The sequence below is a fragment of the Acinetobacter sp. 1566109 genome (genome assembly GCF_000582255.1).
Taxonomy (GTDB): Bacteria; Pseudomonadota; Gammaproteobacteria; order Pseudomonadales; family Moraxellaceae; genus Acinetobacter; species Acinetobacter nosocomialis.
Window position 1 is genome coordinate 1 of record NZ_JEYB01000075.1, and the last position, 14,546, is coordinate 14,546.

The window sequence follows — 14,546 nt, forward strand, 5'->3', positions numbered from 1 at the left end:
CCCCGACTTTATGACCTAAAAATAGATCTGGTCGAGACATAATTGCAGCGATACCTGTCGCCCCTGCTCCTTCACATACTGTTTTCTCAATGTTAAGTAACAGCGCAATTGCTTCTTCAATCATGTCTTCAGTGACAACAACAATGTCATCAACGTATTCTTTAGCGACTTGAGTCGTCAGCTCACCTGGAGTTTTAACCGCAATACCCTCAGCTACGGTTGAACCTAAGGAAACTGCGATTTGATAGTTACAAAGCAATTTCGCCATGCTTGGGTAAACCACCGACTGAACCCCGATGACCTTAATTTTAGGGTTTATCGATTTTGCTGCTATCGCAATACCAGAAATGAGACCACCACCGCCAATTGGCACAACTAAAATGTCTAGTTCAGGAACAGCTGCAAGCATTTCGAGCGCAATAGTTCCCTGACCTGCAATAATTTCTGCATCATCAAAAGGATGAATAATCGTTAATGATTCTTCTTGAGCGACACGGTGCATTTCAGTAGCAGCTTCAGAAAAGTCTTGTCCATGCAAAATAACGCGTGCGCCGTATTCACGTACTCGTTGTACCTTCACATTAGGCGTCGATTTAGGCATGACAATAGTTGCTGTCACACCTGTACGCTGAGCATGATAAGCAACCCCTTGTGCATGGTTACCTGCTGAAGCAGCGATTACACCATGTTGCTTTTCTTGTTCAGATAAACTTAAAAGCTTATTTAATGCGCCCCGTTCTTTAAAAGAAGCCGTAAATTGTAGATTTTCAAATTTCAGCCACATTTCTGCCCCTAGGGTTTTAGAAATGGTTTCTGAAAAAACAAAGGGTGTTTTAACCACTAAACCATCTAAACGCTCTGCAGCGGCATGTATATCTTCTAATGTTGGAAACTCTTGTTTTACCTGTTGCTGAATCATCTAATTAGTCGGCCTCAATATGTTACAAATCAATTATTTTTTTGAAAAATAGCATGAATTTCTCATATGTGTCATGAGGAGTTTTCAGCATAGCTCCACTATACAAAAATTTTTATCAGCACATACAAATCTTTTATTTTTCAACAAAAAAGCCCGAGAAGGGCTTTTATTTAATTTTCATATACTTGCTTTTGATTTATTTGGACTGGGCACTTAAACCGTCAGTGGAAAGATTCTGTTCAGCTATTTTTTCATCAATTGCAAACTGAATATCAGACAGTTTTGCATTTGCCGCATCTATACCTGCTTTCATGGTAGCTTCACGGCCTTTCACATCAAAAATATGTGCTTTTTCTCTTAAATCTGGTTGAATCACGACATCTGCATATTGAAGTTCTTCAGCAGCTAAACGCCCTTGCATAATATTAATATTCTGGTTAAAGAGCCCCCATACATTCGAAGTTTCCGTATAAATCGGTTGGGCCAAAATATCGACAGCAATAATCACATCAGCACCTAAGTCACGGGCTACTTCAACAGGTACCGGACTGACTAAACCGCCATCTACATATTCAGATTTACCAATTTTAGTGGGTATAAACATACTTGGAATTGAAGCAGATGCTCTAACAGCTTGCCCAGTATTGCCATAGTTAAATACGGTTTTTGTGCCATGCTTGAGCTCTGTTGCAACCACATACATCGGTATTTTCATTTTTTCGAGCGGTAAGTTATTTACTTGTTGGTTTACATAGTCTTCAACTTTTTTGCCATCAAAAAAACCTTTTAAACCGATACTAATGTCACGAACATCGGCCGCTTTCATTTTCAAAGCGGTATCGCGCAGTTCATCAGGTGTTTTTCCACTTGCGTAAATTGCCCCAACAATACTACCTGCACTAGTTCCTACAATAAAATCAGGACGAATACCATGTTGCTCTAAAACTTCAATAACACCAATATGTGCATAACCTCGAGCACCTCCACTACCTAACACCAATGCGACAACTGGTTTTTTATGCTGCTTCTTAAGCTGTGCAAAAGGTTGGTCGACAAAACGTGAATATGCCTCTGCCGTTTGTGGTTTTAAGGCAGATAAGTGTGAGGTGGTCTGGCACCCAGCCAACACCATAGAAAGTCCGAGAACCCACAATTTAAGCTGTTTCATGGCTCATCTTTGCACTATGACATTAATTTCCGAATTGCAATTTTAGTTGCTCATTTTGTGAAAAGCTGTAGTGAATTTATTTAATTTGTCATGTTTAAATTTTATACTCAAGTGTTTTTATGCTCCATAAAAAAAGCCCCTTATTTCTAAGAGGCTTTTTTTGAAAATTACCAAATATCTGAATCGACTTTTTTCTTCAACTCTGGATATTTATTAATTTTAAATTCTGGTTCTTTAATACCTTGTTTTAATTGCTCACGGTAGTCTTTCAATAAAGTACGAGCTACAGGTGTTAACAGTAAAATTGCGACTAAGTTAATAGTAGCCATGATACCCATAAACAAGTCAGCCATTGACCAAACTAATGGAACACTACCAATTGCACCGAAATAGACCATCACCAATACAAAAATACGGAAGATGAACATAATTTTCGGGTTGTTATTAATGAACTGCACATTACTTTCCGCATAAGCATAGTTCCCTAATACAGCAGAATAACAGAACAAGAATAATAGAACTGCTAGGAAGTCAGAACCCCAGTGTCCAACTTGAGTCTCTAATGCGCGTTGAGTTAATTCAACACCAACAAAGCCTGCATCATGATAAACACCAGAAACCAAAATGATGATTGCTGTACTTGTACATACAATGAAGGTATCTACGAATACACCAAGCATTTGCACTAAGCCTTGGTTTACAGGATGTTTTACATCAGAAGCAGCGGCAGCATTCGGAGCAGAACCCATACCAGCTTCGTTTGAGAACAAACCACGCTTAATACCCTGCATCATTGCCATTGATATGGCAGCACCGAAGAAACCACCTGCCGCAGCATTGAAATGGAAAGCTTCAGTTACAATGAGTTTTAACACGTCAGGTAAAATTGCATAGTTGCTTAATGCAATATACAACGCAACAGATAGGTAAAGACCCGCTTTTAAAGGTACAAACATTTCTGCAAATTTAGCGATACGTTTAATACCACCAAAAATTGCCAATGCAACCATCACAACAAGAGCAAGACCAACCCATGAAATTTCTAAATCAACACCACCTAAATGAGCAATAAGATTGGCTTTATCCCAACCCCATGCATGTGAAGATGCATTTGCAATCGCATTAATTTGAACTGAGTTAAATACGAAACCATAGGTAAAGATTAATGCCAGTGCGAAAACTACACCAAAGGTTTTACTACGTAAACCTTGAGTAATATAGTAAGCCGGTCCACCACGGAACTGTTTGCTCTTGTTGTCTCTCACTTTAAATAGCTGAGCAAGTGTAGACTCAATGAAAGCCGAGCTCATACCAAGAACAGCGGTTACCCACATCCAGAACACTGCACCAGGACCACCAATTGCGATAGCAATTGCTACACCAGCAATGTTACCTACCCCAACACGGCTCGCAAGGCCTGTTACGAACGCCTGAAAAGGAGTAAGACCATGCTCGTCTTCGCCTTCAGTACGACTGCTTTTCATAACACGAATACTTTGCAAGAACATGCGAATTTGCACTGCTCCTGTTAAGACCGTATAAAAAATACCGACAGCCAGCAAGAAAATAACCAGAAAATCCCATAAAGGGTCATTAAAAAATTTTACCCACGACATCAGTGTGGCATTGAGTTGTTCATTCATACTCGGTCCGCTTACGTTCTTGCTAAAGTGCTATTAGCACAAGCCAAAATCTGCAATAAACAAAAAAGCCCCTAGCAATAGGGACTTTTTCAGTACATTTAAGAAAAAACTTTTAATGTCAATTGAATAGCAATTATCGTCACAAGTTTAAGCAACATGATGCCCAGCACTAAGCCTTTGAAGGTCGCATGAGAGAAAGCATCCTTCAAATAAAATGAATTCATCGCATTACTGAACATATTCCCATTTGGGTGAACAGTATGCATCGACTCGGCTACAAACTTGGAAACTAACAAATGACCACCGCTAAATCAGCTCGCTTAATGATTCCCATCAATTAATCGAGTTATAAAAACTGGATTTAAGCCAATAAGCATATTTACATATACTTTTGGGCGAATGTCTAAACTGGATTTAAATTTCAAAGACTGTAACAAGCCATCGCTATGACGCGACTATCTGCGCCCCTTTCTTTATTATTCAAGAAGAGTGCGTTGAGATGTGTACCAAGCTGTTGTATTTTTTGTGGCTTAGTCGTTGCGTGAGTTAAGTTCATTTTCATGGTCGCAATGGTAATCGCCAATCCTTGTTTCATGAACTGCTTGTTGATGAGCGGTAAACTCATGTAAAGCTCCTTATACCTCGTGTATTTCTCCATTCCTGCACAAAATCCTTTTTGTAAAAGTATCTTGTTATGCAGCCACTACTTTTTCCTAACGTGAGTATGGAGAAATCATACCTGCGTAAAAAAGTCGGTATTATGCAGAAATTTAAAATTTTGTGTATGTTTTTCATTAAAAGATTATGCTCTTTAAGGTTATTTTTCATACAAAATCATCTGTTTTGTACTGTTTTTAAACATATTCTACCTTTTTTCTAATTGAATATTTTTTACTCATAATTTATTTTCATTTTAATTTAATGACCAAACAAGTCACAATATTTTGTCTATTTAAATCTAAAATGACACTTTCAAACTATCATTGATTAGACATTTGTCTAAACGAATCGAGTCATCATACATATAAGGAAATCACTTTTCTAATATTTTTTGTTTATAAATGCATCAATTTTGGCGCACAAAATTAGACTTTTATAAACATTAAACATTAAGAATAAGATCAGGAGTCCTCATGAATCTGGAACAAATCCGCCTTGTTGACGAGGCCATTACCTCTCGACACTCTGTCCGTGCTTTTTTAAACACACCCATTGAGCCCGAAATCATTAAGGATATCTTAAAAGTCGCGAGCCGAGCACCTTCAGGAACTAATACTCAACCGTGGAAAGTCTATGTCGTGACAGGACAAAAACGTGATGAAATGGTAGAGCGTGTTTGTACAGCACAGATTGAGATTTCTAAAAATCCAGAACTTGCAGAACAATATAAAGAAACTTTTGCCTATTATCCTGAAAAATGGATTTCACCTTTTATTGACCGTCGCCGAGAAAATGGCTGGGGACTTTATGGTCTCTTAGAGATTAAAAAGGGCGAAAAAGAAAAAATGGCTGCACAGCAGTTACGTAACTTCAAACTGTTTGATGCACCAGTCGGAATTTTCTTTACAGTCAATAAAGCAATGGGAATTGGTTCCAAAATGGATATCGCCATGATGATTCAAAATGTCATGGTCGCGGCCAAGGCTCGGGGATTAGACACCTGCCCTCAAGCCGCTTGGAACCATTTCCATCCGTTAGTGTTAGATATTTTAGGCGCAGCAGATGACGAAGAGTTAGTTTGTGCGATTGCGCTAGGTCATGCCGACCCTGCACACATTGTGAATACTTTTATTACGCCTAGAGAGCCTGTAGAGAATTTTGCAGTTTTTCTTGATTAAAGACTCAAGCAAACCACTCTCTTAAAATCAAGAGAGTGCTTGGCTTTTTGCTTGTCGCGTCGCTTTTAAAACAACAATAAAACCACTTAATGTAAATAACACCATCATCACTCCCATATTGAGTGATGCAGACCAAATAAGGAAGTTAAGAAGTACGCCACCCAATAAACCGCAAGCAAATTGCATACTGCCCATAATTGCACTAGCGGTTCCTGCACGAGCACCTTGCTTTGACATGGCTAGAGCCATGGCATTTGGTCCAGTTAAACCAATTCCTGAAATCGCTAAAAACAGTCCTAACATTACTAGCCATAAAGGTGCTGCAGAAATTAAACCAGCAATCAACACAATACTTGCACCTGTCACCTGTACCATTGAACCTGCTTTTAAACGCTTAGTAATTTCAACACGTGTAGTTAAGTGCTTATTTAAAGATGACATTAACATAATGCCAAAAGCATTCAGTCCAAATACATAAGCAAACTCTTGTTGATTTAGCCCATATTGATCCATAAAAACGGCGGGAGCTGAGCTGATATAACAAAATAGCGCTGCACCTGTTAAACATCCTGCAAACATAGGTAAACGGAAGCTCGCATCTTTGAAAATAGCACCATATAAGGTAGCCACTTGATATAGAGATAATTTGAGCCTCTTATCAGTTGCCAAAGTTTCTTTAAAAAAGAAATGTACACATAGCCAACAGATTGCGCCCACAATTGAAAGCGCAATAAAAATCGCTTGCCACGGAAACCAGATTAATATCCAAGCCCCAATCATAGGTGCCAAAATAGGCGCTAAACCCATTACGATCATCATGCTAGAAAAAGCTTGTGCCGAACCTTGCACATCTAACCGATCGCGTATAGCAGCACGAGCCATAACCACACCTACACAACCACCTAAGGCTTGTAAAATACGGGCAGCTATTAGACTCCATTCATTTGTAGCTAGCACGCAAAACAAGCTTGCGACTGCATAAAGCGCAAGCCCAAAATAAAGAGGCTTTTTTCGACCGATACGGTCGCTTAAAGGTCCATATACCAGTTGTCCAATAGCTAAACCAAAAAAATAAGCTGGCAATGTGTTTGCTACCATTTGCGTACTCACCCCAAAATCATGGGCCATTTGAGGCAACGCAGGTAAGTACATATCAATGGATAATGGCCCTAAAGCCGTGAGTAAAGCGAGCAACATAATCCAGCCAATAGAATATTGACGCTGGGCTGTTTGTTCAGACATAACGATATTTCATTTTTCAATCATTTGCATACAGACAAGCTTACACTGTCTATCGTATGATTTGTGCAACATTGGTGTAGAAATACGCAAATCCTTTATCACTCAGGTTGATCAGCAAGGACTTCATTTGAAATCTTGGTTTAAACGCCTAAAAAGAGCGACTTATAACACATCATTTATGTATAACGTGCGGATGCTGATTGCCTTTTCAGGAACTGCGTTCGTGCCTTATTTTCTAGGACATCAATTAGCAACAATTCCCCTCACTTTAGGTGTGGTCGCAGCTGGTTTAAGTGATATTGATGATCGCTTTTCAGTACGAATCATGAATTTGATTTACACTTATATTGGTTTCTTCATTACAGCCGCTTCCGTGCAATTACTTTTCCCTTATCCAATGCTTTTTGCACTAGGGTTGATTGCCTCCTGTATTGGCTGGATTCTACTCGGGTCACTAGGCCGCCGTTACGCGACAATCTCTTATGGATGTCTGGTGGTTTCGGTTTATACCATGTTGGGGGTTCATTTATTTGACCAATGGTATATACAGCCAGCTCTTTTAGTTGCAGGAGCAGCATGGTACGGACTTATTGCAACCATTAGCTTTTTATTATTTCCTGTTCGCCAACTTCAAGACAAACTTGCAGCCTCTTATGGTTCGTTAGGTGACTTCCTATTTGCCAAATCCAATTTATTTGATGTTGATATGACTCCTGCCAGTTATCAGCAAAGCATGATTGATCTTTCATTAGAAAATGGCAAATTGATTACTATTTTTAATGATCTTAAAACAGCCCTTTTAACCCGCTTAAAAGGTGACCGAGGACAAAAAGATACTCGCCGTAGCCTACATTATTATTTTGTCGCACAAGATATTCATGAACGTGCAGACTCTGCTCATATCGACTATCAAAAGTTAGCAAAGATCTTTCAGCACAGTGATATTTTATTCAGATTTCAGCGTATTTTGGCGGTTCAGGGTAAAGCCTGCCAAGAATTGAATGAATGTATTTTACAGCGCAAACCATATATCCATAACAAACGTTTTAAACAGAGTTTTGATAACTTACGCTTATCTTTAGAAAAATTAAGAAAAGATCAGCAGTATGATTTATTGTGGGTAAATGCTCTTTTTGCCTTATACCGAAACTTAAAGTCTATTGACTCACAATTACTCAACTTAGAAACGGAACAGCATATTCAGTCGGACAAAGTAAAGCAGGCTGAAAACCAACTCAAAGATGATGATTTAAAAGGTTGGAATGATATTGTTGTACGAATAAAACAAAATCTAACCCCTGAATCTGTACTGTTTCGTCATGCCATTCGAGTTTCGATTGTTCTTTTTATTGGATATGTATTTATTCAAACCACCCGAATCGAATATGGCTACTGGATTATGTTGACAGCATTATTTGTCAGCCAACCTAACTTTAACGCGACCAAACGTCGCTTACGTTTACGTATAGTTGGGACATTAGTCGGAATTATTGTCGGGCTAAGCGTGGTATTCCTTGTACCTTCCGTAGAAGGACAATTAGTCATGCTGGTCTTAAGCGGCGTACTATTTTTCGAGTTACGCAGTAAGCAATATGCTCAAGCAACCGCTTTCATCACAATTTTGGCATTAATTAACTTTAACTTAGATGGCTCGGCAGTCGCTGCGGCTATTCCTAGATTTGTAGATACCCTAATTGGATGTGCTTTAGCGTGGTTTGGTGTCACCTTTATTTGGCCTGACTGGAAATTCCGTCGCCTACCGCGCAGCATTCGACGCTCTTTACAAGCACAATGTAATTATTTAGCGGAAGTGGTAAAGCAATACCATGAAGATCATAACCATGCGCTCAATTATCGTATTGTTCGCCGCGCTGCTCATAATACCGATGCTGAAGTCGCCTCGCTTATTTCAACTTTAGCGACAGAGCCTGACTTTGATCCTACTCGCAAGTCAGATATATTTGAATTTTTATGCCTTAATCATACATTTTTAAGTTATATCGCGGCACTTGGAGCACATAGAGAAAAGATTCAGGATCAAGCGGTTCTTAACGTTTTAGATCAAGCATTAGACGATATACAAGGTGCGCTGTTAAGAGATGAAATGCCTGATTTGACAGCACAAAATATGCTTAAGACGATACGTCAGCGTTTAAGCCAAAATGATGAAGATGACCAGAAATCACTCATTATTTTACAGCAGTTATCACTGATGCTAAGTGTTTTGAATCGATTTAGTATGTTGAAACAACGCCTAAGTCATGATCTAGATAATGATGCCAGCGAACTTGCATCATTATAAATTTGAGTCGGAATTTAGTATGAAATTGGCATAATATCCTTTCCTGAGTTATGCCAATTAATGCTAAACTTAAAACAGTTTACAATTTGTTATTTGCACTATGACCGCGAAAACTTTATATGCTTATACGCTTCAGCCAGTTCCTTACGAGGTTACAGAAGCTGAACAACGTAATGCACAACTTCTTATCTGGCGCAGCACCAATAAAATCAGCACAAAAATCTGGGCAATTATGGGCGTAATTTTAGCCCTTGCGATTTTAGGTCTTATTTTTATTAAGAACTATTCTACAGTGATTTGCTGGGTAGCCATTGTTGGTGTAGTACTTTATTACCTTGGCCGCACATATGGTTTGGAATGGTACGTTAAGCGTAAGATGAATGAGTTTCCTGTACAGGAAATCAAAGGTATTCGCTTAGGTGTACAACCTCACGGTATCGTAATGCTCCAGCAAATGGGATTACAAGAAGGCGTTGGGACCATTGGATGGAAAAACATCTATGAATGGTACAACACCCCTGACTTTATTTTAGTTAACTTTAAAGTAAAAGATCCTAAGGGCCAAGAACAGCAAGGTGCGTATATCTTGCCTAAACGCATGGACTCTAAAAACTTTTCTTTCAATACAATTCGTAAGCATTTGAAAGAAACTGTAGGTGAACCGAAAACTTTATAATTTCACCCCATTAAAAAGCCTCCGTTATAGGAGGTTTTTTATTAAGCTAAAAATAAATGATAATGAAAATTAATATTATCTCCAAAATCCATATTATCTACGCAATCTTCGGCTATACTTCGTTACAAGATCTCCATCATATTTACATTTTCGACCATGTTTAAAAAGTTTTTATTTCAAATTCATTGGTTTCTGGGTATTAGTGCTGGCCTCATCTTATCTATTATGGGTGTTACAGGCGCAATTTATTCTTATGATCAACAAATTTTAAAATGGGTAAATACAGATAGTTATGTTGTTCAAGCAGAAAGTACTCCTAAGCTTACCCCTGCTCAACTTTACCAACATTTCGCAACAACCCAGCCAGAAATTAAAATTAATAGCATTACGATTGCCAAAGACCCTACTGCCTCCTCTGTTGTCAATATTGAAAAAGAAGGCGAACGACGTGGCTACAATATGATGGTCAACCCTTACACAGCACAGGTATTGCCTGATGTTAAAGGTCGCGAGTTACTTTTATTAATACAACAAATTCACCGAAACTTAACTGCTGGAGAGTTCGGTAAACAAATTACCGGCGCTTGTGCCTTAATGCTCATCTATTTTGTTTTGAGCGGATTATATTTACGTTGGCCAAAGAAGCACTCTGCACGTCAATGGCTTGCTGTTAAACCCAAACTTAAAGGTCGAAATTTTATTTGGGATTTACACGCTGTCGTAGGTACTTGGGTTATTGTTTTTTATCTTCTTTTTGCATGTACAGGTTTATATTGGTCATATGACTGGTGGCGTAGCGGTATGTTCAAAGTATTAGGTGTAGAACAACCTAAAATGCAAGGACATGGCGGAGCTGGACGCAATAAAGACAAATCTTCTGAAACTAAATTAGATAGCACTCAGCTGATTACTGCCCTCAACCAAACCTGGAGCGGTTTTAATAATCAAGTTGGACGTGACTATTCAACTTTAACAGTAAACTTACCGAAAAAAGACGATGGAAAAGTTGAATTAAGTTTTGTAGATGCAACGCCACAACACGAGCGTGCACGTAACCAAGCTGTCTATAACTATAAAACTGCCAATATTGAAAAGATGGAGCTTTATGAAGATAAAAAGCTTAATCAAAAAATCATGAGCAGCATGTTACCTGTACATCGTGGCAGCTTTTTTGGACCAGTCTATCAATTTGTAGCAATGTTTGCATCTTTAGCCATGCCATTATTCTTTGTTACCGGTTGGATGCTTTATCTAAAACGCCGTAAACAGAAAAAATTGACACAGGCAGCTCGTCAGTCTTTAGCTGGTCACTACATTGATGAAAATGCGAAACCTTGGTTAATTACTTATGCCACCCAAACAGGAGTTGCAGAGCAACTTGCGTGGAGTACCGCAACCAGCTTGCAAGAAGCACATCAGCCTGTTCAGGTTAAATCTATACAGCAGTTAACTGAAGCAGATTTACAGGAACATGAACAAATTCTTTTTGTGATTAGTACTTATGGTACTGGAGAGGCACCAGACTTAGCTTCTAATTTTGCAAAAAAGCTATTAAAAACAAAATTAGAGCTTCAGCATCTCAGATATGCCGTATTAGCCTTAGGTTCGAAAGAATACCCAGATACATATTGTAGTTTTGGTCACACTGTAGATGGATGGCTTAAAAACAATGGTGCAAAAGCTTACTTCGATACTATCGAGGTAGATAATGCAAATCCAACACATATTCAAAACTGGAATCAAGCTCTTGTAAAAGCAACTAAACTAGAGCTGCATGCCGTTAATCTTGAAAAAGTGTTTGATAATTGGACATTACAACAACGTGACTTGCTCAACCCAAATAGTCTAGGGCAACCAGCTTACAATATTGAACTTACAGCAAATCATGAAGCTATATGGCAAGCTGGAGACATTGCTGAAATACAACCGGGTAATAGCCCTGAACGTATTAATGAGTTTTTACAACACCATCATATTCTTAGAAATGCAGTGGTAGACTCGCTACAAATCTCCATTGAAAAAGCACTTTGGAATAAAAATTTAACGGGTGAGATTGAACCGTTTGCTAATCTGGACCACTTATTAGAACAACTCCCTACTCTACCAACACGAGAATATTCAATTGCTAGTATCCCTTCTCAGCAAGTACTTCGTTTGGTTGTTCGCCAGCAAACCGATGAATCTGGCCATTTAGGGTTAGGATCTGGCTGGCTGACTCAATACACAGAAATTAATCAGAGTATTGCATTACGTATTCGCACCAATGAGTCTTTTCACTTGATCGATGATAATCGTCCAATTATCTGTATTGGTAATGGAACTGGAATCGCGGGTTTAATGAGTTTACTTCATACGCGAACTCGTCATAACTATACTGAAAACTGGCTAATTTTCGGTGAACGCCAACGCGCTCATGATTTCTTCTATGCATCAACCATTGAAGCTTGGCAAACAATGGGAATGTTAAAACGACTTGATTTGGCATTCTCACGGGATCAAGAGCAACGTGTGTATGTTCAAGATATCATTCGACAAAATGCAGTTGAATTGGCCAACTGGATTGAACGCGGCGCAGTTCTTTATGTTTGCGGAAGTATTGAAGGAATGGCTAGCGGAGTAGATCAAGCACTGACTGATATTTTAGGTGAAGAACAAATTGATGAGCTAAGACAACAAGGTCGCTATCGCCGTGATGTTTATTAAAAATCAATAAATAATAAAGCCGAGTAATAGCCGAAAAGCTTTACTCGGCTTTTTATTGCGATCAGCATTGAATTTGGAATGATTTTGCATACACTGTCTGCAATTTAAATTGCAACTCTAAACACAATGCAAGTCAGTAAGTGGATTCGGATTTTCTTGGCCATCATTGGTTCAATTTTATTTTTAGACGGCTTATTTCTAGCTTTCCTAAATAAAATTCATGTAGGCACAATTGTTCCTTTAATATTAGGGGTATTTTTCTGCCTCTATGCCTTATTTTATTATCATCTGGAACGTTTTTTCTTTTATCACTATCGCCTGCATTCAGTTTGGCGTTTCGGATGGTTATGTTTCTGGATCTGGCTGATTGGCTTAGGCTATTTTTTTAGTTTTATTAAAGATAATAAAGATACAGGCCAAAATATTCCCGCGGTGAAAGCAATCATTGTTTTAGGTAGTGGTGTCGAAAATGGACAGCCTTCAGCCATTCTTGCAAAACGCCTCGATACAGCAGCTCCAGTTGCCCTTTCACAACCTCACGCAAAAGTTGTTTTAACAGGTGGTTTAGACTTTTCAGAGAAAGAATCCGAAGCATTAGTTATGTCTCGTTACCTTGAACAGCACTTTCACATTGCCAAAGAAAGAATGATTCTTGAGGACAAAAGTACAAGTACAGAACTTAACCTTAAAAACAGTAAACCATTACTTGAGCAAGCTCATATTAGTATTGATCAACCTATTGCAATTGTTACAAGTGACTTTCATACCCCAAGAGCTGCAGCTATTGCAAAGAAACAAGGCTATACCCATATTTATACAGTTGCTGCCGAAACTCCTTTAGTCAGTCGCTATAACGCTTGGCTGCGTGAATACTTTGCGTACGCGAGTGGCTGGATTCTAAACGAGTATTAATCTTGGTTCAGAAAGCTGCTATTGCTTTACGGTATGGCAGCTTTCATTAAACGAGAGAGTAATCACAATTTAAAGTAATAAATCTGAACTTAAAAAATTAAGAAAGAGAAAGAGAAAGAGAAAGAGAAAGAGAAAGAGAAAGAGAAAGAGAAAGAGAAAGAGAAAGAGAAAGAGAAAGAGAAAGAGAAGTTTTGACCAACAATAGCAAAGATAAAATAGATAGGAAATATAAATAGCAGAAATGCAAAAAACACTAAATAAATTAGTGTATATAATTTTTTAAATTTGAAAAATTATGGTGGGCGCTGACGGGATCGAACCGCCGACATTCTGCTTGTAAGGCAGACGCTCTACCAACTGAGCTAAGCGCCCTGATTGAAAAAGACAACAACCGCAGTCTTTATACATTACATCCTCTAGATCAGGGAATCAAGAGAATGGCGCAGCGGACGGGGCTCGAACCCGCGACCCCCGGCGTGACAGGCCGGTATTCTAACCAACTGAACTACCGCTGCACTTGCAATACTTTAAAAATAAAGTATGGTCACAAATTATGGTGGGCGCTGACGGGATCGAACCGCCGACATTCTGCTTGTAAGGCAGACGCTCTACCAACTGAGCTAAGCGCCCTGCAAAAGCGTTTTATAAAAGTGGCGCAGCGGACGGGGCTCGAACCCGCGACCCCCGGCGTGACAGGCCGGTATTCTAACCAACTGAACTACCGCTGCACTTGAGAGCTTAACGTAAAGGCTTGGTGGGCGCTGACGGGATCGAACCGCCGACATTCTGCTTGTAAGGCAGACGCTCTACCAACTGAGCTAAGCGCCCTGCAAAAGCGTTTTATAAAAGTGGCGCAGCGGACGGGGCTCGAACCCGCGACCCCCGGCGTGACAGGCCGGTATTCTAACCAACTGAACTACCGCTGCACTTTCACAATATCGCAATTGTGGGGTAAACGATGTTAAGTCTTAAGTGGCGCAGCGGACGGGGCTCGAACCCGCGACCCCCGGCGTGACAGGCCGGTATTCTAACCAACTGAACTACCGCTGCACTTGAGAGCTTAACGTAAAGGCTTGGTGGGCGCTGACGGGATCGAACCGCCGACATTCTGCTTGTAAGGCAGACGCTCTACCAACTGAGCTA

General features: G+C 39.4%; 11 protein-coding genes and 7 tRNA genes. 5 read left to right on the plus strand and 13 right to left on the minus strand.

The window, feature by feature from the left end:
* The 5 genes from J582_RS22585 to J582_RS22600 all read right to left on the minus strand — a co-directional run.
* On the minus strand, positions 1-919 hold a 919-nt coding region (locus J582_RS22585; RefSeq protein WP_032048643.1), incomplete at its 3' end, for a pyridoxal-phosphate dependent enzyme.
* A 196-nt stretch (positions 920-1,115) separates the two neighbouring features.
* The gene (locus J582_RS22590) at positions 1,116-2,087 is read right to left on the minus strand and encodes a patatin-like phospholipase family protein (RefSeq protein ID WP_031981678.1); all 972 of its coding nucleotides are present in this window, start codon (positions 2,085-2,087) and stop codon (positions 1,116-1,118) included.
* Between the two features lie 167 nt (positions 2,088-2,254).
* Positions 2,255-3,730 carry an alanine/glycine:cation symporter family protein gene (locus tag J582_RS22595; protein ID WP_002051404.1) on the minus strand — a complete coding sequence of 492 codons (1,476 nt, stop codon included), beginning with the start codon at positions 3,728-3,730 and terminating at the stop codon, positions 2,255-2,257.
* Between the two features lie 98 nt (positions 3,731-3,828).
* A complete protein-coding gene (locus tag J582_RS26375; RefSeq protein ID WP_079377098.1) occupies positions 3,829-3,969 on the minus strand; it encodes a hypothetical protein in 141 nt (46 codons plus the stop codon).
* 182 nt (positions 3,970-4,151) lie between these two features.
* Positions 4,152-4,355 (minus strand): hypothetical protein, encoded by a 204-nt coding sequence (locus J582_RS22600; protein WP_002051146.1) that lies wholly within the window; start codon positions 4,353-4,355, stop codon positions 4,152-4,154.
* A 508-nt stretch (positions 4,356-4,863) separates the two neighbouring features.
* On the opposite strand from J582_RS22600, the gene J582_RS22605 reads away from it, so the two are divergent.
* Complete coding sequence (locus tag J582_RS22605; protein ID WP_001047584.1) at positions 4,864-5,568, plus strand: nitroreductase; 705 nt, start codon at positions 4,864-4,866, stop codon at positions 5,566-5,568.
* A 27-nt stretch (positions 5,569-5,595) separates the two neighbouring features.
* Here the strand turns inward: J582_RS22605 and J582_RS22610 are convergent, their stop codons facing one another.
* Positions 5,596-6,810, minus strand: a complete 1,215-nt coding sequence (locus J582_RS22610; protein ID WP_004885395.1) for a multidrug effflux MFS transporter — start codon at positions 6,808-6,810, stop codon at positions 5,596-5,598.
* 127 nt (positions 6,811-6,937) lie between these two features.
* On the opposite strand from J582_RS22610, the gene yccS reads away from it, so the two are divergent.
* The 4 genes from yccS (at position 6,938) to J582_RS22630 (ending at position 13,403) form a co-directional block, all read left to right on the plus strand.
* Positions 6,938-9,112 carry a YccS family putative transporter gene (gene yccS / locus J582_RS22615; RefSeq protein ID WP_031981676.1) on the plus strand — a complete coding sequence of 725 codons (2,175 nt, stop codon included), beginning with the start codon at positions 6,938-6,940 and terminating at the stop codon, positions 9,110-9,112.
* Positions 9,113-9,212: 100 nt separating this feature from the next.
* Positions 9,213-9,788 (plus strand): SdpI family protein, encoded by a 576-nt coding sequence (locus J582_RS22620; RefSeq protein ID WP_031981675.1) that lies wholly within the window; start codon positions 9,213-9,215, stop codon positions 9,786-9,788.
* A 156-nt stretch (positions 9,789-9,944) separates the two neighbouring features.
* Positions 9,945-12,491, plus strand: coding sequence for a PepSY domain-containing protein (locus J582_RS22625; protein ID WP_031981674.1), 2,547 nt, complete (start codon positions 9,945-9,947; stop codon positions 12,489-12,491).
* A gap of 126 nt (positions 12,492-12,617) precedes the next feature.
* The gene (locus J582_RS22630) at positions 12,618-13,403 is read left to right on the plus strand and encodes a YdcF family protein (protein ID WP_031981672.1); all 786 of its coding nucleotides are present in this window, start codon (positions 12,618-12,620) and stop codon (positions 13,401-13,403) included.
* Positions 13,404-13,699: 296 nt separating this feature from the next.
* Here J582_RS22630 and J582_RS22635 read toward each other — a convergent pair.
* The 7 genes from J582_RS22635 to J582_RS22665 form a co-directional block, all read right to left on the minus strand.
* A tRNA-Val gene (locus J582_RS22635) sits at positions 13,700-13,775 on the minus strand.
* Positions 13,776-13,841: 66 nt separating this feature from the next.
* Positions 13,842-13,918, minus strand: a tRNA-Asp gene (locus tag J582_RS22640).
* Positions 13,919-13,957: 39 nt separating this feature from the next.
* Positions 13,958-14,033: transfer RNA gene (locus J582_RS22645), tRNA-Val, on the minus strand.
* A gap of 21 nt (positions 14,034-14,054) precedes the next feature.
* Positions 14,055-14,131: transfer RNA gene (locus tag J582_RS22650), tRNA-Asp, on the minus strand.
* Between the two features lie 24 nt (positions 14,132-14,155).
* Positions 14,156-14,231 (minus strand) — tRNA-Val (locus J582_RS22655).
* 21 nt (positions 14,232-14,252) lie between these two features.
* Positions 14,253-14,329, minus strand: a tRNA-Asp gene (locus J582_RS22660).
* 47 nt (positions 14,330-14,376) lie between these two features.
* Positions 14,377-14,453: transfer RNA gene (locus tag J582_RS22665), tRNA-Asp, on the minus strand.
* Positions 14,454-14,546 lie beyond the last annotated feature (93 nt).